The 18,234-nt window shown below is 57.6% G+C and carries 20 protein-coding genes; 7 read left to right on the plus strand and 13 right to left on the minus strand.

Going from position 1 to position 18,234, the window contains the following annotated elements:
• Nucleotides 1-4 precede the first annotated feature (4 nt).
• Nucleotides 5-724 carry a fatty acid metabolism transcriptional regulator FadR gene (gene fadR, locus FUU19_RS13855; protein ID WP_141968396.1) on the minus strand — a complete coding sequence of 240 codons (720 nt, stop codon included), beginning with the start codon at nt 722-724 and terminating at the stop codon, nt 5-7.
• 243 nt (nt 725-967) lie between these two features.
• Here fadR and nhaB point away from each other — a divergent pair, with 243 nt between their 5' ends.
• The 3 genes from nhaB (at nt 968) to FUU19_RS13870 (ending at nt 4,622) form a co-directional block, all read left to right on the plus strand.
• Entirely contained in the window at nt 968-2,533 is a 1,566-nt protein-coding gene (gene nhaB / locus FUU19_RS13860) for a sodium/proton antiporter NhaB (protein ID WP_141968394.1), read from the plus strand.
• A gap of 120 nt (nt 2,534-2,653) precedes the next feature.
• A complete protein-coding gene (gene dsbB, locus FUU19_RS13865) occupies nt 2,654-3,184 on the plus strand; it encodes a disulfide bond formation protein DsbB (RefSeq protein ID WP_141968392.1) in 531 nt (176 codons plus the stop codon).
• A 676-nt stretch (nt 3,185-3,860) separates the two neighbouring features.
• Complete coding sequence (locus FUU19_RS13870) at nt 3,861-4,622, plus strand: aspartyl/asparaginyl beta-hydroxylase domain-containing protein (protein ID WP_230490899.1); 762 nt, start codon at nt 3,861-3,863, stop codon at nt 4,620-4,622.
• Between the two features lie 122 nt (nt 4,623-4,744).
• On the opposite strand, the gene ycgN is transcribed toward FUU19_RS13870, so the two are convergent.
• From ycgN to FUU19_RS13890, 4 genes are all read right to left on the minus strand, one after another.
• Nucleotides 4,745-5,191, minus strand: coding sequence for a cysteine cluster protein YcgN (gene ycgN / locus FUU19_RS13875; RefSeq protein WP_025303110.1), 447 nt, complete (start codon nt 5,189-5,191; stop codon nt 4,745-4,747).
• Between the two features lie 122 nt (nt 5,192-5,313).
• Nucleotides 5,314-5,970, minus strand: a complete 657-nt coding sequence (locus tag FUU19_RS13880; protein ID WP_141968388.1) for a fumarylacetoacetate hydrolase family protein — start codon at nt 5,968-5,970, stop codon at nt 5,314-5,316.
• Nucleotides 5,971-6,028: 58 nt separating this feature from the next.
• Nucleotides 6,029-7,051, minus strand: coding sequence for a lytic murein transglycosylase (locus tag FUU19_RS13885; protein WP_430726446.1), 1,023 nt, complete (start codon nt 7,049-7,051; stop codon nt 6,029-6,031).
• Between the two features lie 28 nt (nt 7,052-7,079).
• The gene (locus FUU19_RS13890) at nt 7,080-7,352 is read right to left on the minus strand and encodes a YcgL domain-containing protein (RefSeq protein WP_141968384.1); all 273 of its coding nucleotides are present in this window, start codon (nt 7,350-7,352) and stop codon (nt 7,080-7,082) included.
• A 136-nt stretch (nt 7,353-7,488) separates the two neighbouring features.
• Between FUU19_RS13890 and minC the strand changes: the two genes are divergently transcribed.
• The 3 genes from minC to minE are packed head-to-tail and all read left to right on the plus strand — an operon-like array spanning nt 7,489 to nt 9,295.
• Nucleotides 7,489-8,184 carry a septum site-determining protein MinC gene (minC, locus tag FUU19_RS13895; protein WP_025303113.1) on the plus strand — a complete coding sequence of 232 codons (696 nt, stop codon included), beginning with the start codon at nt 7,489-7,491 and terminating at the stop codon, nt 8,182-8,184.
• A gap of 25 nt (nt 8,185-8,209) precedes the next feature.
• Entirely contained in the window at nt 8,210-9,022 is an 813-nt protein-coding gene (minD, locus tag FUU19_RS13900) for a septum site-determining protein MinD (protein WP_016927452.1), read from the plus strand.
• A 3-nt stretch (nt 9,023-9,025) separates the two neighbouring features.
• Nucleotides 9,026-9,295 carry a cell division topological specificity factor MinE gene (gene minE / locus FUU19_RS13905; RefSeq protein ID WP_230490898.1) on the plus strand — a complete coding sequence of 90 codons (270 nt, stop codon included), beginning with the start codon at nt 9,026-9,028 and terminating at the stop codon, nt 9,293-9,295.
• Nucleotides 9,296-9,532: 237 nt separating this feature from the next.
• On the opposite strand, the gene rnd is transcribed toward minE, so the two are convergent.
• The 5 genes from rnd to yoaA form a co-directional block, all read right to left on the minus strand.
• Complete coding sequence (gene rnd / locus FUU19_RS13910; RefSeq protein ID WP_141968382.1) at nt 9,533-10,654, minus strand: ribonuclease D; 1,122 nt, start codon at nt 10,652-10,654, stop codon at nt 9,533-9,535.
• 81 nt (nt 10,655-10,735) lie between these two features.
• Entirely contained in the window at nt 10,736-12,424 is a 1,689-nt protein-coding gene (gene fadD / locus FUU19_RS13915) for a long-chain-fatty-acid--CoA ligase FadD (RefSeq protein WP_141968380.1), read from the minus strand.
• A 211-nt stretch (nt 12,425-12,635) separates the two neighbouring features.
• Entirely contained in the window at nt 12,636-13,226 is a 591-nt protein-coding gene (locus FUU19_RS13920) for a Slp family lipoprotein (protein WP_202669611.1), read from the minus strand.
• A 100-nt stretch (nt 13,227-13,326) separates the two neighbouring features.
• On the minus strand, nt 13,327-14,028 hold the full coding sequence (gene tsaB, locus FUU19_RS13925) for a tRNA (adenosine(37)-N6)-threonylcarbamoyltransferase complex dimerization subunit type 1 TsaB (RefSeq protein WP_141968376.1): 702 nt from the start codon (nt 14,026-14,028) through the stop codon (nt 13,327-13,329).
• 79 nt (nt 14,029-14,107) lie between these two features.
• The gene (gene yoaA / locus FUU19_RS13930) at nt 14,108-16,024 is read right to left on the minus strand and encodes a DNA repair helicase YoaA (protein WP_202669612.1); all 1,917 of its coding nucleotides are present in this window, start codon (nt 16,022-16,024) and stop codon (nt 14,108-14,110) included.
• 133 nt (nt 16,025-16,157) lie between these two features.
• Here yoaA and FUU19_RS13935 point away from each other — a divergent pair, with 133 nt between their 5' ends.
• Nucleotides 16,158-16,502 (plus strand): RidA family protein, encoded by a 345-nt coding sequence (locus tag FUU19_RS13935; RefSeq protein WP_230490897.1) that lies wholly within the window; start codon nt 16,158-16,160, stop codon nt 16,500-16,502.
• A 66-nt stretch (nt 16,503-16,568) separates the two neighbouring features.
• Here the strand turns inward: FUU19_RS13935 and mdtI are convergent, their stop codons facing one another.
• The 3 genes from mdtI to eda all read right to left on the minus strand — a co-directional run.
• Nucleotides 16,569-16,898, minus strand: coding sequence for a multidrug/spermidine efflux SMR transporter subunit MdtI (mdtI, locus tag FUU19_RS13940; RefSeq protein ID WP_016927446.1), 330 nt, complete (start codon nt 16,896-16,898; stop codon nt 16,569-16,571).
• Entirely contained in the window at nt 16,885-17,253 is a 369-nt protein-coding gene (mdtJ, locus tag FUU19_RS13945; protein ID WP_004932327.1) for a multidrug/spermidine efflux SMR transporter subunit MdtJ, read from the minus strand. Before mdtJ ends, mdtI begins: the two co-directional genes overlap by 14 nt.
• Nucleotides 17,254-17,804: 551 nt before the next feature.
• Nucleotides 17,805-18,234 (minus strand): bifunctional 4-hydroxy-2-oxoglutarate aldolase/2-dehydro-3-deoxy-phosphogluconate aldolase (eda, locus tag FUU19_RS13950; RefSeq protein WP_230507145.1); only part of this gene is annotated, 430 nt, incomplete at its 5' end.

An 18,234-nucleotide genomic window follows, 5' to 3' on the forward strand; every position in this document is an offset into this window, starting at 1 on the left:
GCGATTAGCGACGCGCTTCAGTCAGATCGCTTGGCATGGTGCCCTGCATGCTCTGCCAAATCGCGCCGCTGTCTTTACCGTAGTTGCGCACGGTATCCATCACCTGGTCGTACAGCTTCTCATGGCACAGCGTGGACAGCTTGCTGTAGAAGGTCAGCGCCAGCTTGCGCGCTTCCGGGTTGGAGAAGTAGTAACGGCCCACGCGGGTGTACAGCCCTTTCAGGCCGTTGAAAATCAGGCCGTAGATCGGGTTGCCGGAAGCGAACGCCAGACCACGGAAGATCTCATAGTCCAGGACATTGAAGGCATCCGCCTGATCTTCCACCTCGGCGGCTTTCGCCAGCACTTCCTGCGCCTGCTCAGGATGATTGCGCACCGCAGCGCGAATAAAGATCGACGCGATATTGGTACGCACAGACAGCAGGTTATCGATCAGTTGCGGGACGCTTTTGTGATCGAGACGAGCCAAGGTCTCAAGAATATTGAGGCCGGACGTTTCCCAGAAATTGTTCACTTTGGTCGGTTTGCCATGCTGAATGGTCAACCAGCCATCGCGGGCAAGACGTTGCAACACTTCACGTAACGTGGTGCGCGTGACGCCAATCAACTCCGAAAGCTCACGCTCCGCGGGCAAAATAGAGCCAGGGGGGAAGCGATTATTCCAAATACTCTCAATAATGTACTCTTCCGCGAAACCGGCAGGACTCTGCGCCTTTATGACCATGTGTTTGACGTTCCGTTGCGACGATAAAATCAGTAAAAGTAATCAGCTCATCATACCAGATCACATAGACATGACATAGCGTGAGCGAAAAACAATAAACGAAAGTGTGCATAAAGTGGCAAAAAACGCGCAAAAACACCGGTTGGAAGAAATTTGCCGCCGTAAAACAAGCTCCGGTTGCGCCCGCCCCTGCCGCATTGTTAGGGTACGTGCTACGACTGATTTAAGGATGCATAAAGGACAATGGAAACAACCCTGCGCAGCGCCCTGCTCAAAAATTTTCTGGGGCAATCTCCCGACTGGTACAAACTGACTATTCTCATTTTCCTGGCGATCAACCCTTTAGTGTTCTTTTTCGCCAGCCCGTTTATCGCGGGTTGGCTGCTGGTGGTCGAGTTCATCTTTACCCTGGCAATGGCGTTGAAATGCTACCCGCTGCTGCCGGGTGGCCTGCTGGCGCTGGAGGCGGTGGCCATCGGCATGACCAGCCCGGCGCAGGTCTCGCAGGAAATCGAACATAACCTGGAAGTCTTGTTGCTGCTGGTCTTTATGGTGGCCGGCATCTACTTTATGAAGCAGCTGCTGCTGTTCGTATTCACCAAGCTGTTGCTCAACATCCGTTCGAAAACGCTGCTGTCACTGGCGTTCTGCCTGGCCGCCGCTTTCCTTTCCGCCTTCCTCGACGCGCTGACGGTCGTGGCGGTAGTGATTAGCGTGGCCACCGGCTTTTATTCCATCTATCACAACGTGACGTCGAATCGCCCCGATGGCGACATCGGCGATGACAGCGATTTCACCGGTGAAGAGCGCAAGCAGACGCTGGAGCAATTCCGCGCCTTTCTGCGCAGCCTGCTGATGCACGCCGGCGTCGGCACCGCGCTCGGCGGGGTCATGACCATGGTGGGCGAGCCGCAGAACCTGATCATCGCCAAAAGCGCGGGCTGGGGCTTTATCGATTTTTTCCTGCGTATGGCGCCGGTCACGCTGCCGGTGTTGGTGTGCGGCCTGCTGGTTTGTTGGCTGGTAGAGCGTTTTCGCCTGTTTGGCTACGGCGCGCAGTTGCCGGAGGCCGTGCGTGACGTGCTGAAAGAATATGATCGCAAGGCCACCGCCGGCCGCAGCAAGCAAGAACGCCTCAAGCTGGTGACGCAGGCGCTGATCGGCGTTTGGCTGGTGCTGGCGCTGGCCTTTCATCTGGCGGAAGTGGGGTTGATCGGCCTGTCGGTGATCATCCTCGCCACTTCCCTGTGCGGCGTGAACGACGAACACGCCATCGGCAAAGCGTTCCAGGAAGCGCTGCCGTTCACCGCCCTGCTGACGGTGTTTTTCACCGTGGTCGCGGTGATCATCGAGCAGCACCTGTTCAGCCCGGTGATCCAGTTTGTGCTGCGCGCCGATCCCGCCTCTCAGCTTTCGCTGTTCTACCTGTTCAACGGCCTGCTGTCTTCGGTTTCCGACAACGTGTTCGTCGGCACGGTATACATCAACGAGGCCCGCACCGCGCTGGAGAACGGCACCATCGCGCTGAAGCAGTTTGAGCTGCTGGCGGTCGCCATCAATACCGGCACCAACCTGCCTTCGGTCGCCACCCCTAACGGCCAGGCCGCGTTCCTGTTCCTGTTGACGTCGGCATTGGCGCCGTTGGTGCGTCTGTCGTATGGCCGCATGGTCTGGATGGCCCTGCCTTATACGGTAGTACTGACGGTGGTCGGTCTGCTGTGCGTCCAGTTCACGCTGGAGCCGGCGACCGAGCTGTTGACACAGTGGCATTGGCTGGCGCTGCCGCCCATTGACGCCGTCGGCCACTAAGGCGGCGCCGGCAGGGTGAACCGACTATTTTTACGCTGAATCCGGCCCAGGTGGCTGGCAGCGAGGAGGAATTGGTTTACACTGCCGGTTCAATTGCTTACTGCATGGAAGAATCTAGATATGTTGCAATTCTTTAACCGCTGTTCACAAGGACGCGGCGCCTGGCTGCTGATGGCCCTGACAGCGTTGGTGTTGGAACTGGTCGCACTCTATTTCCAGCACGTTATGCTGCTGCAGCCGTGCGTCATGTGCATTTACGAGCGTTGCGCGCTGTTCGGCATCCTCGGCGCTTCGCTGGTGGGGGCCATCGCGCCGAAAACCCCGCTGCGCTATGTGGCGATCTTGCTGTGGATCTACAGCGCCTGGGAAGGCCTACAGCTGGCGTGGAAGCACACCATGATCCAGTTGCACCCTTCGCCGTTCAATACCTGCGATTTCTTCGTGAGCTTCCCTTCGTGGCTGCCGCTGGACAAATGGCTACCGGCGGTGTTCCACGCTTCCGGCGACTGCTCCGTGCGCCAATGGCAGTTCCTGACGCTGGAAATGCCACAGTGGCTGGTCGGCATCTTCGGTGCCTATCTGCTGGTGGCACTGATTGTGCTGCTCGCACAGTTTGTTCGCCCACGTCGGCGCGATCTGTTCGGCCGCTGATCGGCAGACAAACAAAAAATGGCGCCGAAAGGCGCCATTTTTTTAGGGGATTGCGGTCAAATTCAGAGATAACCCCATTTCAGGTATGTGTAAGGAAATAAACGAGCACAATCAGCACTCCAGCCACGGCAAACAGACGGATCATTTTCATTGTTATACTCTCGAACATGCGGGAGAGCGGCCAAATTACCCAACTTATCGTTTAAAAAGAAGCATTCCGGCTCGGTTAAGCGCGTAATTTACATAACATTAAACTTCTGCGATGACGGCAGGCAAAAACGGGCTGAGCCAACGCCTGGCGTTCGGCCTTCGGGCAGCAATAAATTACCGTTACTTATGAACGACTGCGTTTTTGTCACATTCAGAGCACAATATTTTGGTGAAGTTTGCCCATAAAATCCTTATAGTATCGGCAAAGTGAGTATTACCGATTTCCCTGGTGTTGTTGTGTGTCTTGCCCCTCATCTTTGCAGGGGCTTTTTTCCTCCCCCCATCTGATTTACGCATATTCCCTTTAGCCCAAGCCTCCACTCACCGTTCGCGCACTAATGATTAAAATCATTCGCGATGCTTTCCTTATGCTAAATGACGTTGTGATTTTCACCCTTTCTTTCAGTGAGTCAGGCCCTGTCTCTGGCTGACTACAGCACGTCAATGCTATCAAGGACACGATTCTATGCCGGATACCACCTTGCCCCCTGCATCTCAGCCCCCCTTTCTGCGTCGCCTGCTGCTTAAAACCGGGAAAAGATTCCTGCGCTGGAACGGTGAGTTTCAGACCCGCCATTCGCTAATCTCGACTACGCCGCAGATCGGTAATCATGAATTTAACTGGGTGGCGACGCTGGAAGCCCATTGGCCGACAATTCGAGAGGAATTGGATCGGCTGCTGGAGCATCCGGAAGATATCCCCGCTTTCCACCAAATATCTCCGGATCAGAAACGCATCTCTAAAGGGGATAACTGGAAAACCTTCGGGCTGTTTGTCTACGGGCAGCGGGTTGATGAAAACTGCGCCATTTGCCCGCGCACCGCACAAGCGGTCAGCGAGATCCCCGGCATGCGCACCGCCATGTTTTCAATCCTTAAACCGCACTACCACATCGTGCCCCACAAGGGCCCGACCCGTGCAGTGGTGCGTGCGCACCTGGGATTGATCGTGCCAAAAGATCGAGAAAAGCTTTGGATCCGCGTGGACGATCAGATCCTCCACTGGGATGAAGGCAAGGTGATTCTGTTTGATGACTCTTACGAGCACGAGGTCCGCAACGACACCGACGAGCTGCGTGCGGTGCTGTTTCTCGATATCGACCGGCCGATGGACAAGGTGGGTACGGCGGTGAATAAACTGCTGTTCAGCCTGATCAAAGCCAGCCCGTATGTGAAGCAGCCGCTGAAAAACCTGGCTAACTGGCATCGCTGCGATAAAAAAGCGTGAAGAGCCGGCTTATGCCATAAACCCAGCGCCCGTGGGTAACGCTCTGGATAGCACAGAGGGCGGCGTGTCTGAACACGCCGCCCTCTTGCATGAAGCCCGTCTTACCCTGCAAGCGCCTGCCTTTATCTGGCCCAGTCCGGCTTGTTGAGGATATGGTCCTGCCAGTCCACCACCTCGCTCTCGCGCACCGCAATGTGCCGCACCGTGATGCGCTCGCCGTGCATCGCCGCCTTGGAGCCGCTCAGCAGCGGGTGCCAGGGGAACAGCGGCTTGCCTTCACCGATCAGGCGATAGGCGCAGGTCGGTGGCAACCACTCAAAGGTAGTGAGGTTCTCGCGCGTCAGTTTGATGCAGTCTTCTTCCAGCTCGAAGCGCCGCTCATAGTTACGGCATTGGCAGGATTTGATGTTGAGCTGGTTGCAGGCTACGTTGGTAAAATAAATCTCGTCGGTATCTTCGTCGATCAGCTTATTCAAACAGCATTGCCCGCACCCGTCGCACAGCGATTCCCACTCTTGTTCTGACATTTCCGCCAGCGTTTTCTGTTGCCAAAAAGCGAGTTGTGACATGTTAGCGTCCGGTTTCGGTAAATGGATAAGTCACCTGCGCACAGGTTCGAGGGGGGACTATATAGACATTTTAGCCACAAGATGCAAGCTTTGCCGCCGACGGCGCCGGCGGCAAGGAGAAATCAGATCACACGGGTGCTGAGCATTTTGCCGTTCAGGCTGATTTTCAGCATGTCGCCGGAGGCCATCGGGCCCACGCCCTGCGGCGTGCCGGTCAGGATGATATCGCCAGCGCGCAGCGTGAAGAAACGGCTCATGTAGCTGATAAGCGGCAGGATCGGCGTGATCATGTCACGCGTATTGCCCTGCTGGCGCAGTTGTTCGTTGACGGTCAACGACAGCTCGGCATTTTGCGGATCGCCGAATTCCGCCACCGGGATAAACCCCGACATCGGGCAGGAACCGTCGAAGGCCTTGGCCTTTTCCCACGGCTGACCGGCTTTTTTAAAGCCCGCCTGCAGATCGCGCAACGTCAGGTCGAGCGCCACACCGTAGCCGGCGATAGCCCGCGCAACGCGGTCTTCGTTGGCCTGCTTCAACGGCGTACCGATCAGCACCGCCAGCTCTACCTCATGGTGCACTGAACCGAATTCTTTAGGGATGGCCACCGGCTGGCGGATATCGCACAGCGCCGTTTCCGGTTTGATAAACACCACCGGCTCGACGGAAACCGCGCTGCCCATTTCCTTGATGTGATCGGCGTAGTTGCTGCCGACGCAAACCACCTTGTTCACCGGGAAATCGAGCAGCGAACCCTGCCAGTCTCTATGTTGATACATACCGCTTCTCCCAAACTGTAGAGGCTTGGCGCGCCAAGCCGATTATTGGTGTGCCGGATCAATGCCCGATCGCGTCCGCCATCATACCCACGGTGAGGGCGAAATAGTAAGAGCGATTCCAGTGCATGAGGGTGCGAAAATTATCATAGACCAGGAACGTCCGCCCCTGCAGATCATCCGGCGCGATGATCCAACCGCGCTGAGCGGCCTGCGGCAACGCGCTGCCATCCGCACGACGCACCCCGCGTTGTTGCCAAGCGTTGACGCTGCGCGCCTGCGCGTCTTTCAACCCCAGCTCGGCCCGATTGAAACCGGTGGGCAATTTGACCTCGCGCCCCCAGCCGATGCCGGGCTGCCAGCCCTCTTTGGACAAATAACTGGCCGTAGACGCGAAGACATCATCAATGTTGTTCCAGATATCGATGCGCCCGTCACCGTCGCCGTCCGCCGCATAGCGCAAGAAGGAGCTCGGCATAAACTGGCATTGCCCCATCGCGCCGGCCCAGGACCCTTTCAGCGGCGCATCGCCGACGTGCCCCTGCTCGACTATCTGCAACGCTGCCATCAACTCCTGGCTGAAAAGGGCTTCGCGGCGCCCTTCAAACGCCAGCGTCGCCAGCGCAGACACCACGTCTTCCCGTCCCTGAATCTTGCCGTAGGCGCTCTCCATGCCCCACAGCGCGATGATATAGCGCCCCGGTACCCGGTAGCGCTCGCTGGCGCGCGTCCATTGCGCCTGGCGCTGCCGGTACAGTTCGCGCCCCTGGCGCACCTTGGCGGGCGTCATCACTCGCCGCAGATAGTCGTCCAGGGTTACCTTCTGCTCAGGCTGATTGCGATCGGCCTTGATCACCCGATCGACGAAATGAATTTGCGCAAAGGCGCGGTCGAGGGTGGTCTGACTGATGCCCTGTTCCCGCGCCCGGCGCTTGAGTTGCTCGACATACGCCGGGAACTGCGCCGGATCGCGGCCGCTCGTCGCCAGCGTCGTCTCCTGCGCCGCCTGCGCTGCGCCCGGCATTAGCACCCCGCCCAACGTCAGCCAGGCGGCCAATACGGTTCTTCTTGCCGAACGTGTCATCGCGCCTCCCCTGGCCGTGGCCGCTGTCTCAGGCCTTGTCGCCCGCCAGATGCTGGTTAAGCAGGTTTTCTACCGGCGGCGGGAACTGCAGGTAATAGCCTTCGTCTTTCAACGCCTGCTTCACCTTGTCGATATCCGCCGAGGCCAATTTCTTGCGCTCATCGAGCGAAAGCATCATGGCGAATTGCGGCACGCCGAAACTTTTCATCAGCTCTTCCGGCACACGAGAGAAATCGTCTTTTTTTTCGACATAAAGATAAGTTTGATCGCGTTTCGGGCTTCTATAGATCACACAAAGCATTTTTTTAACTCTATTTAATTGAGGGAGCGTCTTGCCTGGATATAACTCTGACTATAACATGCTTATAGTACATCGGAATATCGCACCCCGAGTGGTATTCCGGGGATTTAAAGTTGCTGAGACTGAGTCAGGATAGATGTCACAATCGCCAATTGAGCTAAAAGGCAGCAGTTTTACCCTATCGGTTGTTCATTTGCATAATTCGCAGCCCGAGGTAATACGTCAGGCGTTACAGGAAAAAGTTGAGCAAGCGCCCGCTTTTCTGAAAAACGCCCCTGTTGTTATCAACGTCGCAACGCTGGAAGGCGATGCGAACTGGAAAGAACTTCAACAGGCTGTCGCGGCAGCAGGTCTGCGCGTTGTGGGTATCAGCGGTTGCAGAGATGAGCGTCAAAAGCGCGCGATAGCCCGCGCTGGGCTGCCGCTGCTGAGCGAAGGCAAAGGCCAGAAGATGGCAGCGCCGGAGCCTGCACCTGCGCCCGTGGTGGCGGATAACGCCCCCGCCAAAACACGCATCATCAGCACGCCTGTCCGTTCCGGCCAACAGATTTACGCCCGCAACTGCGATCTTATCGTGACCAGCAGCGTCAGCGCCGGCGCCGAATTGATTGCCGACGGCAACATTCATGTCTACGGCATGATGCGCGGTCGCGCACTGGCAGGCGCGTCAGGCGACACGCAATGTCAGATTTTTTGCACCCACCTGGCGGCTGAGCTAGTCTCTATCGCAGGGCAGTACTGGTTGAGCGACCAAATCCCGTCCGATTACGTCGGGCAGGCCGTACGACTCAGCCTGTTGGATAACGCTTTAACCATACAACCTTTAAACTAAGCCCTTTTGACAAGGAATCCATTTCATGGCACGCATTATTGTTGTTACATCGGGTAAAGGGGGCGTTGGCAAGACCACTTCGAGCGCGGCCATCGCTACCGGCCTGGCCCAGAAAGGCAAGAAAACCGTCGTGATCGATTTCGATATCGGTCTGCGTAATCTTGACCTGATTATGGGCTGCGAACGTCGGGTAGTGTATGATTTCGTGAACGTGATTCAGGGCGATGCCACGCTGAATCAGGCGTTGATCAAAGACAAACGCACTGAAAACCTCTATATCCTGCCGGCTTCGCAGACGCGCGACAAAGACGCGTTGACCCGCGAAGGCGTTGAAAAAATTCTCAACGATCTCGGCGAGATGGATTTTGACTTCGTGGTGTGCGATTCACCGGCCGGTATCGAAACCGGTGCGCTGATGGCGCTGTATTTCGCCGACGAAGCTATCATCACCACCAACCCGGAAGTGTCTTCGGTACGCGACTCTGACCGTATCCTGGGTATCCTCTCTTCCAAGTCACGCCGCGCCGAGAAAGGCGAATCGCCAATCAAGGAACACCTGCTGCTGACCCGTTACAATCCGGGCCGCGTCAGCCGTGGCGACATGCTGAGCATGGAAGACGTGCTGGAAATCCTGCGCATTCCGCTGGTGGGTGTGATTCCGGAAGACCAATCCGTGCTGCGCGCTTCCAACCAGGGTGAGCCTGTCATTCTGGATGCCGAGTCAGACGCCGGTAAGGCGTACGACGATACCGTTTGCCGCTTGTTGGGGGAAGAACGCCCATTCCGCTTCATTGAAGAAGAGAAGAAGGGTTTCCTGAAACGCCTTTTTGGGGGATAAACCATGGCCTTATTAGACTTCTTTCTGTCCCGCAAAAAACAGACAGCCAATATAGCCAAGGAACGGCTGCAGATTATCGTCGCAGAGCGTCGTCGCGGGGACAGTGAGCCCCCGTATCTGCCTGATCTGAAACGCGATATTCTGGCGGTTATTTGCAAATACATTCAGATCGATCCTGAAATGCTGCACGTGCAGTTCGAGCAGAAAGGGGACGACATTTCGGTACTTGAACTTAACGTGACATTACCGGAATCGGAAGAAGTAGCTAAATGATTGCGACGCATTAATTACCCCCTGTATATTTTATGCAGGGGGTAACTGTATGCGCATCCAGTTATTAAGCTTTATCGGCAGCAAAAAAGCGATGCTTTCCTTTGGGACTATTCCCAATTAACTTTGCCGCCGCCTCGTTTAAAGTAAATTCTGGCCAGATTTACCTTCAACGCATTATTTCCTGCCTATATTCACCCGAGCAGAGTTTCCCTACCCTGCCCTGGTGATAATCAGCGATTAATAATCTTTCAGGATGTCCTGCAGCGGTGCCATTAATAGATCGCCGCGCCAGCCGCTGATTAATTCAGGGCGACTTTCGCCATCCTTCAGTTTCCAATGCCAGTTCAGCAATTGGTTAATTTGGCGACGGGATGCCAACAGCTCGCTGCTCAACCCGCTTTGCTCGCTGACGGTAGCGATCGCCGCCTTGATGTCTTTGAACACCTTCTTGTAGCCCGGCTGATCGATAAGGTTGGCCAACGGCGCCGGCAACGCGGACTCTTCCAGCGCTTCGGCCTCCGCCACCAGCGCCAACAGCGTTTTTCCGTGATAACGGATCTCCGGCCCGCTCAGGCCCAGCGAATCCAATTCTCCCAGCGAAGACGGCATATAACGCGCCACCTGCCACAGGTTTTCCTCACGTACCACGAAGTTCACCGCCAGATCGCGCTCGCGTGCCTGGCGCAGCCGCCATTCCGCCAACTTCTGCAGACAACCGAGCTGACGCGGGCGCAGCTGCCAGGCGTTGCTGATTTCGCGGTAGGCCAATTCCGGCGCCAGCGCCTCGCTACGACGTTGGCACAGCAGCAGGCACTCGTTATGGGCCGCCGCAGTCCAACCGGCCTCTTCGGTCTCCTGCACCAGCTGTTTGGCCATCGGCAGCAAATAGAACACGTCGGCGGCCGCGTACACGCACTGCCTTTCGGTCAGCGGACGCGCCAGCCAGTCGGTGCGCGACTCGCTCTTGTCCAGCTCAACCTTCATATACTCCGCCACCAGCGTCGCGAAGCCACAGGAGAGCGGCCGGCCGGTAAAGGCCGCCAGGATCTGAGTATCGACCATTGGCGTCGGCAGCGTTTTAAAGGCGTTGAGAAACACTTCGAGATCTTCACTGCCGGCATGCAGGAACTTCACCACGGCGGTGTCGGCCAGCAGGTCGACAAACGGCTGCCATTGCTTGATCGGCAGAGGATCGATGAGGGAGAGTTGTTCACCGTCGTAGAGCTGGATCAGGCCCAGCTGAGGATAGTAGGTGCGCGTTCTGACAAACTCGGTGTCCAGCGCAATCTGGGCATGCTTTCTCGCCTGCTCGCAGACCTGCTGCAATCCGGCATCGGTAGTGATCAACTGATAATTCAAAACATCATTCTCTTGTAGGATTCAAACACAACAACGCCGGCATTCACCGGCGTTGTTGATAGTCAGACGCGAAAGCGACACCTAGGCGGCATCGGCCGGCTTCGGCGTTTTTAGCTCATCGCGCAGTTCTCGCCGCAAAATCTTGCCGACGTTCGACTTCGGCAGTTCATCGCGGAACTCAACAATTTTAGGCACTTTATACCCGGTCAGGTGGCGGCGGCAATGGGTCAACAGCTCTTCCTTGGTCAGCGAGGCGTCTTTCTTCACCACGCAGATCTTCACCGTTTCGCCGGAGGCCTCGCTGGGCACGCCGATCGCTGCACATTCCAGCACTTTCGGATGCTGGCTGACCACGTCCTCGATCTCGTTCGGGTAAACGTTGAAACCGGAGACCAGGATCATGTCTTTCTTACGGTCGACGATGCGCACAAACCCCAGCTCGTCGACGGTCACCACGTCACCGGTCGCCAGCCAGCCATCTTTAAGCACTTCGTCGGTGGCTTCCGGGCGCTGCCAATAGCCTAACATAACTTGCGGCCCTTTGACCCACAGTTCGCCCGGTTCGCCCGGCGGCACATCGTGGCCGTTGTCATCCACCAGACGAATGTCCGTCGACGGCACCGGCAGGCCAATGCTACCGCTGTAGTGTTTCAGATCGTAAGGGTTACCGGCCACCAGCGGCGCGCACTCGGTCAGACCATAGCCTTCCAGCAGGTGCTTACCGGTGGTTTTTTCCCATTTCTCGGCCACCGCTTTTTGCACCGACATACCGCCGCCGACCGAGAAACGCAGCGTAGAGAAATCGAGCTTGTGGAACTCTTCGTTGTTCAGCAACGCATTGAACAAGGTATTGACGCCGCTCATGGCGGTGAAAGGATATTTGCCCAGCTCTTTCACCAGCCCCGGAATATCGCGCGGATTGGTGATCAGCAAATTGCGCCCGCCCAGATCGATAAACAGCAGGCAGTTCACCGTCAGCGCGAAAATGTGATACAGCGGCAATGCCGTCACTACCAGCTCCTGCCCTTCGCGGAACAGCGGCGAATAGGCGGCTTTGGCCTGCTCAAGGTTGGCCTGCATGTTGCGGTGCGTCAGCATTGCGCCCTTCGCCACCCCGGTGGTGCCGCCGGTATACTGCAGGAAGGCCAAATCGGCATTAATGATGTCCGGTTTTACATACTGCAGGCGGCGGCCGCGCTGCAGCGCGCTGCGGAATGATATGGCATCAGGCAGGTTATATTTCGGCACCAGGCGCTTGACGTATTTAACCACGAAGTTGACCAGCGTACCTTTGGCGGCCGAAAGCTGATCGCCCATGCGCGTCAGGATCACGTGTTTGACCTGGGTGTTGAACACCACTTTTTCCAGCGTGTGGGCAAAGTTGGAAACGATGACAATGGCACTGGCCCCGCTGTCGTTCAACTGGTGCTCCAGTTCGCGCGGGGTATACAACGGGTTGACGTTGACCACCACCATACCGGCGCGCAGAATGCCGAACAGAGCGATGGGGTATTGCAACAGGTTAGGCATCATCAGCGCGACGCGGTCACCCTTCTTCAGGCCCAGTTCATTTTGCAGATAAGCCGCGAAAGCCCGGCTGCGTTCTTCCAGCTTGCGGAAGGTCATCACCTCGCCCATGTTGATAAAGGCGGGCTGATCGGCATAGCGCTGCACGGCATGCTCAAACATTTCGATCAACGACGAATAGCGATCGGCATCAATCTCTGCGGGCACATCTGCCGGATACCGTTTTAACCAGACCTTATCCAAGGTATTACTCCTGAAATCATTACTAATTATCATCGCAGCCCTCAAACTCGCAGCCCAACCATAACAATATTTTAACTCAGCAGACCAGTTTGGGTTTTAAACATTATTCAGGTTGCGATGTACGTCACTAACTTGTCGGATATTCCTTATCCCAAAAAAGCAAAAGGGCGGCCTGAGCCGCCCTGTCAAATTTGTTCACATCAAGCGTATGCTACTCGGTTACGATGGTTTGCACCTGGGCCGGGCCGGGGTTGTACCAACCATAGCCTGCGCCCCAACCTGGCCCCCACGGGCCACCGCGCCAGCCCCAGGGGCCCATCGGCGCCGGCGGCATCACCACCTGTTGCACCAGATGCCAGCGTTTGAAGCCGGTCACGTTCATCGTCACGAAGCGATAGGGCGTCATGCCAATCCGCCCTGCTTTCAGGCCGGTAATGGGACCGACGACGGTCACCAGTTGGCCTTTGAAATCAACCGGTTCGAGGAAGCCATTCACCGTGGCCAGCAAGCGGCCGCGCGACGGCTCACCCAGAATCGGCCGTGCACCGCTGTCGAGCGGCACCGCCGCAATCTCCAGCACCGTACGCCCTTGTTCGTTGGCGACGTTCACCACGGTGCCGCCGAAGCGGGCTTCCGCGCCGGTAAACAGGTTCGGTGCATTTTGTACCGAGGAAAGCTGAGTCACCGGCGAGGGGCTGGAGCCTTTGATCGCATCCGGTACGGTGACGCACCCGGTCAGCGCCAGCGCGCCGCAGGCAATGGCCAGCAGCGACAGCTTTTTACTTGCAGTGCGGATTAACATAGTCGCAATCTCCTGAAATGCCTGTAACTTTGACCGCGTTTCGTCGTTCAAGTTGCAGGCCTTCATCGCCCGGCATCAACAACAGCACAATACGCCGCGATTACTCGCGACCCGGCAGTTTTTTCCAGGTGACTTCATTGCGCAGATAGGTCGGCTCGGCGTTTTCCACCGCCACCGCCAACCCCTGTTGCCAGGCGTGCAGCGCCAGCGGCAGCATGTCTTGCGCCTGCGGCAACAGCATCTGGCCATCGCGTACGCTCAGGGTTGAACCGTTGACCAGGTCGGGATAGGTTTGCCAACCGGTGCCGACGTGGGCCCATTCGCCCTGCAGGCGCTGTGCACGCTCCAGCGCCTGCGCCGGCGACAGCACGGCCTCGCCTTCGCTTTCCAACCAGCTGCCGTCAGCCTGACGTTCGAACTGCCCCCAGTAGACTTCACCCATGCGCGCATCGATCGCCGCCAGCACGCGCTCCGCGCCGCTGACACGCCAGGCGCCCTGCGCCATGGTTTGCAGCGTGGAAACGCCAATCATCGGCAGATCGGCGCCCAGCGCCAGGCCCTGAGCGATGCCGATGCCGATGCGCACCCCGGTAAAGCTGCCGGGGCCGCGACCAAAGGCCAGCGCATCGAGCTGGTTGAGCGCCAGGCCGGATTCCGCCAGCACCTGCTGCACCATAGGTAAAATTCGTTGCGTATGCTCGCGTGGGCACAGCTCAAACAGGGCGTGGATTTCGCCTTGATTCCAGACGGCGACGGAACAGGCTTCCGTCGCGGTATCGATCGCTAAAATTCGCGTGGACATGCCAACCTCTGGCGGGAATAAAACTGGGTTTTTCATACAGGGCGCGCATTGTAGCACAGCCCCGTAAGCCCTTCATCTTTCACGTGGCCGACGTATCAGCGGCCTGCAAGAAGGCGATGGCCTGTTTCAGATCGCGGGTACGCGGCGTGGGCGGCAGGCTATTGAGGAACACCTCACCATAAGGCCGCATCACCAGACGGTTATCGCAAATCACCAGCACGCCACGGTCGTCGGTATCGCGGATCAAGCGGCCGACGCCCTGTTTCAGGGTGATGACCGCGTCCGGCAACTGCACGTCATTGAACGGGTCACCGCCGCGCAGGCGACAATCTTCAATGCGCGCCTTCAGCAGCGGATCGTCCGGTGAAGTGAACGGCAGCTTATCGATGATGACGCAGGACAGCGCGTCGCCGCGCACGTCCACCCCTTCCCAGAAGCTGCTGGTCGCCACCAGCAGCGCGTTACCGGCGGCGACGAACTGCGCCAGCAGTTGCCCTTTACTGGTTTCCCCTTGCAACAGCACCGGCAGCGTCATCGTGGCGCGGAACTCTTCCGCCAACTCGCGCATCATCTGGTGTGAGGTGCATAAAAAGAAGCAGCGGCCGTTGTTGGCTTCGATGAGTGGCCGCAGCATACGCGCCAGCTGGCGCGCCCCGCCGCGCTGGTTCGGCGAAGGCAAAAAGCGCGGCACGCACAGCAACGCCTGTTTGGCATAGTCGAACGGGCTCGGCAACAGCAGCGTTTTGGCCTTGGTCAGCCCCAGCCGTTCGGTGAAATGACCCAACTGGTCATTGACCGACAGCGTGGCCGAGGTAAAGATCCAGCTGCCCGGCTTGTCGTCCAGCATTTCGCGGAACCGATCGGCCACCGTCAGCGGCGTCAGCGCCAGCACGAAGTGGCGCGAATTGCACTCATACCAATAGCTGTAGCCCGGCTCCGTCACCGCCTTCAGCCGTTTGAGCCGTGCGCGGTACAGCGTGGCGCGCTCAAAGGCGGCGTCCAGCAGCGCCGAACGCCCCAGCGACAGCTTCATCACGTCATAACACAGCTCCAGCGCATCATCGAGCAGCAACAGAGCGCGCTGCACGTTGGGTTCGCCGAGCACATCGCGCAGATTGCCGCGGAACCCCGGCTCGCCCAGGTTCAGGCGAAAATCTTGCGTGCTCAGGCTGAGACGGTCGGCGCTTTTTTGCAGTTGAGCGGCGTCGCGCACTTCGGTGCGGTAGGCGATGGTGATGTCCTTCGCCAGATCCAACAGCTGACGGCTGGTGAGCTGCTGGCCGAAATACTGGCTGGCGATGTCGGGGATTTGGTGCGCCTCGTCGAAAATCATCACCTCGGCTTCCGGGATCAGCTCGGCGAAACCGCCCTCTTTCACCACCATATCTGCCAGGAACAGGTGATGGTTCACCACCACCACATCCGCATCCATCGCGCGGCGGCGCGCCTTGACCACGAAGCAATCCTGATACAGCGGGCAGTCGCTGCCCAAACAGTTGTCATTGGTGCTGGTCACCAATGGCCAGACGAAACTGTCTTCCGCCACTTCGCTGCAGGTGCTGATGTCGCCCTCTTTGGTCTGTGACGACCACTTGCGCAGCTGCACCAGATCGATCAGCGTCTGCCCCGCCAGTTCGCCCCCGGCCATCGACTGCTGTTCCAGCCGTTCCAGACACAGGTAATTGGAGCGCCCCTTGAGCAGCGCCAGCTTGCCTTTGTACTTCAACGCCTTGGCGACGGTAGGCAGATCTCGCGCATACAGCTGATCCTGCAACGCTTTCGAACCGGTCGAAATGATCACTTTGCGGTCGGCGCGCAGCGCCGGCGCCAGATAAGCGAAGGTCTTGCCGGTGCCGGTGCCGGCTTCCACCACCAGCTCCTGCTTGAAATTGATCGCCTCGGTAACGGCTTGCGCCATCTGCCGCTGCGGTTCACGCGGTTTGAATCCCTTGATAGCCTGCGCCAATGCGCCGTCTGTTGCAAAATCGTCTGTCACGCTGTCTCTCTGCCGGTGTCATTCAGCGGTGATTATGCCAAGCCTGCCGCCCGGCTACCACCCACTTTATCGCCGCGCATTTTCATGACCGGCTGTGCTACCCTTAGCGGGACTATGATATGGAGATAAGCAAATGAATATCGAAAGAATTGATCCCGATCAGCGCTGGTCCGAAGCCGTAGTGCACAACGAGACTATTTACTACACCAGCGTGCCGGAAAACCTGGATGACGACGCGACCGCGCAGACCGCCAACGCCCTCGCCGCCATCGACGTGCTGCTGGCGCGCGTCGGTTCGGATAAAAGCCGTATTCTGGATGCCACCATTTTCCTGGCGAACACCGCCGACTTCGCCGCGATGAACGCCGCCTGGGACGCCTGGGTGGTCGCCGGCAGCGCACCGGTGCGCTGCACCGTGCAGGCGCAGCTGATGAATCCGAAGTACAAGGTGGAAATCAAAATCATCGCCGCACTGTAAGCCTGCCTGAGCGCAGACGAAAAAAAACCGCAGACGGCGACGCCTGCGGTTTTTTATTGCCCGCTATCAGGACAGTTTGAGGATCACCATCCCCGTCAGCAGCAGCGCCAGGCCAATCCAGCCTTTGGCGTTCAACCGCTGGCCGAACATGATCCAGCCTGCGGCGATGGTGGCGGCGATACCGAAACCGCCCCACAGCGCATAAGCGATCGACAGATCGATGCCCTTCACCGCCTGCGCCAGAGCGCTGAATGCGCCAAGTACCGACAGCAGCGACAACAGCCCCAGCCAAATTTTACGGAAGCCGTCCGACATCTTCAGGAAGATGTTGGCGATGATTTCCAGCACGATCGCCAGCCCCAGGAACCCAATGTGGTACAACTCAAACTGTTGCATGGTTGTCACCTCGCGGGCTGACCTGTTTTCGCTCTTTGCGGGTGCCGGATTTCACCAGCATGATGCCGGCGATCAGCGTAGCCAGGCCCAGCACCTTCAGCGCCGAGATCGGCTCGTCGAACCACAGCACGCTGAACAGGGTAATGAACAGAATGCCGATGCCTTCCCACAGCGCATAGGCCACGCCCAGCGCCACGCGTTTTACCGCCACCGACAGCAACACATAAGACGCGGTGATCATCACGTACATCACGATGTGCCCGATCATACCGCCATTGACGCTGGCGTATTTCATCGACAAAGTGCCGATGATTTCGGTCATGATGGCCAAACCTAAAAAGATCCAATAAATCATAATTTTTCTCCCAAACGGCGAATAACGCGCGCCAAGGCATATTTATCCCGATTTATCTCGTCGAACGGCCGTATTGCGGCGCGCAAGACGCAGAGATCCCTGGGGATAAACTGACCCGAACGCAAAAAGAATGTTTGCCCGGCTGAACGGTAGCGTGAAGGCCTAAGCCCGCCACCCGCGCCGGTTAAGGGAGAAAGACGCTATAGCTCGCTGCACCAGTGATGCTCACTGGCAAGGATCGCAGACAGGAAGAGTTGGCAAGTAGAGGTTCTGAGGGTAGTTCCGTTAATAGTCATCATAATAGTTCTCTATTATCAGCCGCACACCGTGCGATTTGCCCAATATCCTCATAAAAGTAAAATTTTCAACTGAGATATTTTTACCACAGCCAAAATAAGAAAGCAAACTGCCGTTTTCATAAAAAGCGGAAAAAAACGGGTTAAAAATAAGAAAGTTAATCACGATAAAAATTAAAAAAGGCCCAACGGAACGTTGAGCCTTGCGATAATCGCGGGTGCGCAAATAAGCGCCAACCCCAGGCGCGGCACGGGTTACAACGCGGCGCCGCTGACGGCGCTGCGCGCCAGTTCAGTGATGCGCGCGTAGTCGCCGCTTTCGAGCGCATCCGCCGGCACCAGCCAGGAACCGCCGATGCAAAGCACGCTTTTCAGCGCCAGATAATCGCGGTAGTTACTCGGCGTAATGCCGCCGGTCGGGCAAAAACGCACCTGCGGGAACGGGCCGCCGATCGCCTGCAGCGCCTTCACGCCGCCGTTGGCTTCCGCCGGGAAGAATTTGAATTCGCGCAGGCCGTGATCCATACCCTGCATCAGCTCGGAAACGGTGCTGATACCCGGGATCAGCGGGATAGGCCCCGCCGTCGCCGCCTGCAGCAAGGCTTCGGTCAGCCCCGGGCTGATGGCGAACTGCGCCCCCGCCTCGGTCACCTCCCGCAGCTGCTGCGGATTGATCACCGTACCG

The sequence above is a fragment of the Serratia montpellierensis genome (genome assembly GCF_020858655.1).
Lineage (GTDB): Bacteria > Pseudomonadota > Gammaproteobacteria > Enterobacterales > Enterobacteriaceae > Serratia > Serratia montpellierensis.

Bases quoted from the DNA above. Each gene is read 5' to 3' on its own strand.
- fadR (WP_141968396.1), bottom strand. From the start codon at position 724: ATGGTCATAAAGGCGCAGAGTCCTGCCGGTTTCGCGGAAGAGTACATT.
- FUU19_RS13935 (WP_230490897.1), top strand. From the start codon at position 16,158: ATGAATATCGAAAGAATTGATCCCGATCAGCGCTGGTCCGAAGCCGTA.
- ycgN (WP_025303110.1), bottom strand. From the start codon at position 5,191: ATGTCACAACTCGCTTTTTGGCAACAGAAAACGCTGGCGGAAATGTCA.
- FUU19_RS13920 (WP_202669611.1), bottom strand. From the start codon at position 13,226: ATGTTAATCCGCACTGCAAGTAAAAAGCTGTCGCTGCTGGCCATTGCC.
- FUU19_RS13890 (WP_141968384.1), bottom strand. From the start codon at position 7,352: ATGCTTTGTGTGATCTATAGAAGCCCGAAACGCGATCAAACTTATCTT.
- minD (WP_016927452.1), top strand. From the start codon at position 8,210: ATGGCACGCATTATTGTTGTTACATCGGGTAAAGGGGGCGTTGGCAAG.
- FUU19_RS13885 (WP_430726446.1), bottom strand. From the start codon at position 7,051: ATGACACGTTCGGCAAGAAGAACCGTATTGGCCGCCTGGCTGACGTTG.
- FUU19_RS13880 (WP_141968388.1), bottom strand. From the start codon at position 5,970: ATGTATCAACATAGAGACTGGCAGGGTTCGCTGCTCGATTTCCCGGTG.
- minE (WP_230490898.1), top strand. From the start codon at position 9,026: ATGGCCTTATTAGACTTCTTTCTGTCCCGCAAAAAACAGACAGCCAAT.
- nhaB (WP_141968394.1), top strand. From the start codon at position 968: ATGGAAACAACCCTGCGCAGCGCCCTGCTCAAAAATTTTCTGGGGCAA.
- minC (WP_025303113.1), top strand. From the start codon at position 7,489: ATGTCACAATCGCCAATTGAGCTAAAAGGCAGCAGTTTTACCCTATCG.
- mdtI (WP_016927446.1), bottom strand. From the start codon at position 16,898: ATGCAACAGTTTGAGTTGTACCACATTGGGTTCCTGGGGCTGGCGATC.
- FUU19_RS13870 (WP_230490899.1), top strand. From the start codon at position 3,861: ATGCCGGATACCACCTTGCCCCCTGCATCTCAGCCCCCCTTTCTGCGT.
- dsbB (WP_141968392.1), top strand. From the start codon at position 2,654: ATGTTGCAATTCTTTAACCGCTGTTCACAAGGACGCGGCGCCTGGCTG.
- tsaB (WP_141968376.1), bottom strand. From the start codon at position 14,028: ATGTCCACGCGAATTTTAGCGATCGATACCGCGACGGAAGCCTGTTCC.
- mdtJ (WP_004932327.1), bottom strand. From the start codon at position 17,253: ATGATTTATTGGATCTTTTTAGGTTTGGCCATCATGACCGAAATCATC.